This is a genomic window from Coxiella-like endosymbiont (assembly GCF_002871095.1).
Lineage (GTDB): Bacteria > Pseudomonadota > Gammaproteobacteria > Coxiellales > Coxiellaceae > Coxiella.
Genome location: NZ_NSHJ01000012.1, coordinates 1 through 2,540 on the forward strand (window position 1 = coordinate 1; position 2,540 = coordinate 2,540).

Here is a 2,540-nt window from a genome sequence, read left to right on the forward strand (position 1 = left end):
AAACAAAGATGTATAGTCAAAAGTGATCGGCGACAAGTTCATAAGTGTATAAAAGTCAACAATTATGAAAAGTTAAATTACCGAATAATCAAGAAAAATACTAAGAAAAAAGGTATGATCAAAGCGTTATAAAAAAGATAACTAAATTTTAAATAATTAAAGTAATTCAAATTACTTGTTCAATAAGGAGAAGCAATGACTCAGACATCTACTTCAAACGAGTTACCTAAAAAGCCAAAACTGTACCCTCCACATGGAACAACACTGGACTTTTGCTTTATAGTTTCGCTTATTGTAGCCTTGGGCGGGGAGTATTGGATCAAGTATCGCTATCTGGCGCCACCTCAAAACTCATCAATGTACATGTAAACTAGCTGAACTAAAAACTAATTTTTAAAAATCGCAAGCACGAATACAAGAAACTCTTAACGCTAACCAAGAAAACATTGCTCAATTTTCAAAAAATTCATTGAGGCTATTACTCAACAAAACATTGATGAAGTGACTTACTGCATTCGTTTAGCCAATATTTATTTTATGGGTGAAAAATATTTTGCCATTGCTCTTCAATGACTGAAAATGGTACGACAACAATTAAAACTCTCCTTCTAAGAGAACCTAATTCCATTAAAAAAACAATAGATCAAGATATTAGCACTCTTTCTGAGAATACGTCTATTGAAGTCACAAAGCTTTCTGAGGAATTAGATCAATTAAAAATCGACGTAGGTAATTTATCACCTCTTCTCTCTCAAGAATTCTCTGAAACCACACCGGAAAAAACTGAATCCATACCACCACTCACTCACTTACCCTAGAAGAAAAAATTGGTAGGAGAGAGCTAAATATCATCTGAGTGGTTTAAAGAAACTCTTTCTCATTCGGAGCCGCATCGATCAACCTATTTCACCTTTCTTGAAACCTCAGAAAAATTCTGTTTTTAACACAAAATATTCAATTACAATTCAATCAAGCACAATGGGCTCTAATCAATTACAATTCTTTGTTCTATCGAAAAAGTTTAAATATCGCCATTCAATACTCGGATCAGTATAATTCTAATCCAAGTGAAACAGATGCCCTTACTAAGAAAATAAAAGTCTTAGCTGCTGTTGATACTGAACGAACCTACACTTCCCTCTTTACAATCCTTACGGGTACTCGTTAATGATCTCATTTCAAATAAAAAAATATGAAATTTTAATTTTATTCTTTCTTTTTACTTTATTATCACTTTAGCTAGGACTACAAATGCCTCAAGAAACCGACTACATATTAATCATTTATTGTCATTGGAGTATTGAGACAACCTTGTGGATAGATTTTATTTCCTTGATTGTTCTCTTACTTCTTTTTTATCTGATACTTTGCCTACTCAGTTTCATTACTCATCTTTCAAAAAATATACAACGATGAGAGAAAATATGTTTTTATTGACGTTGAGGTTATCTCAGTAAGTAATATAGGGTTGTGTCAGCTTGCCGAAGGACGCTTGCATTACGCTGAAAAAACTTTGACTAAATCAGGCAAGATAATTCAACATCCTATGATGAATTATTTAGCCGTAGCTCATGCTGCCAATCTCCAACAAGCTTATGAACGTCGAGATCATTATCTACGCTTAGCTCATATAACGAGTCAGGAGGCTACTAGTATTGTCTTACTCAAGCACAATTAAAAATTTATTAACCACCAGTGGAAACAGGTGCTCAGTACTTTACAGGATCTAGATCAAAAAAGTCTCATCATAAATACATATTGAAATTACTAACACAACTCTATTTAAAACTTCAAGATTGATAAAATTTACGCCTTTTATTTCCGACTTTACAAAAATTTACACTAGAATCTTTTGAAAGTTTAGCCGCTTTAGAACAAGAAACTTATATTAATTTACTCGATGAAGATTCCCAAAAAATAAACAACCCTTCATTAGGTCCTGTGAAAGTGGTTGCCTTATTATTTTCAACAAAACATTGCTTTAATTGAACTTTATACACGCTATTTAATAACTCTTAGTGAAGCAGATAGGGGTGTTGTTCTCTTAATTGAACACATACTCCAAAAAAAAACCATGGAATTCATCTCTAGTTACGACTTATGGTTTAGCCCGCCCTATTAAAACATTTAAACAATTACCCATAGCTGAATTATGACTTAAAAATACCCAAAGAAGTCAGAATTATTCCTTTGCTTAAGAAGATTAAGCCTCCGAAAAAAATTCTTAAATAAAGCTCGTATTTATCTTCAAAACAGCATTAAATTAGTACCTACATCAGCCGATTACCAAGAATTAGGAAGAATTTACGAGGAACAAGGCTATAAAAAATACTGCTCTAGATTGTTATCGAAAAGCATTAGCTTTTAAAAATATCTAGAAATTATTAGGAAATTTATTACGATGTTTCAGTATAGTTATTTTTTCGTGTGTTGGCTGGGAATTTCCTATAGAAATTATAAAATTTCTTGATAGTATTTTATACTTAAAATATTATAAATACATACTTACGAATCCTTCCTACCCCCTTACTGTTGTATTA

3 protein-coding genes are annotated in these 2,540 nt (G+C 32.0%); all 3 read left to right on the forward strand.

The window, feature by feature from the left end; genetic code table 11:
• The first annotated feature begins 569 nt into the window (after positions 1-569).
• The 3 genes from CLERM_RS00125 to CLERM_RS00130 all read left to right on the forward strand — a co-directional run bounded on the left by CLERM_RS00125 (position 570) and on the right by CLERM_RS00130 (position 1,678).
• The gene (locus tag CLERM_RS00125) at positions 570-818 is read left to right on the forward strand and encodes a hypothetical protein (protein ID WP_102156611.1); all 249 of its coding nucleotides are present in this window, start codon (positions 570-572) and stop codon (positions 816-818) included.
• Between the two features lie 433 nt (positions 819-1,251).
• On the forward strand, positions 1,252-1,416 hold the full coding sequence (locus tag CLERM_RS04160; RefSeq protein WP_145996282.1) for a heme biosynthesis HemY N-terminal domain-containing protein: 165 nt from the start codon (positions 1,252-1,254) through the stop codon (positions 1,414-1,416).
• Positions 1,417-1,468: 52 nt separating this feature from the next.
• Complete coding sequence (locus CLERM_RS00130) at positions 1,469-1,678, forward strand: hypothetical protein (RefSeq protein WP_102156612.1); 210 nt, start codon at positions 1,469-1,471, stop codon at positions 1,676-1,678.
• Positions 1,679-2,540 lie beyond the last annotated feature (862 nt).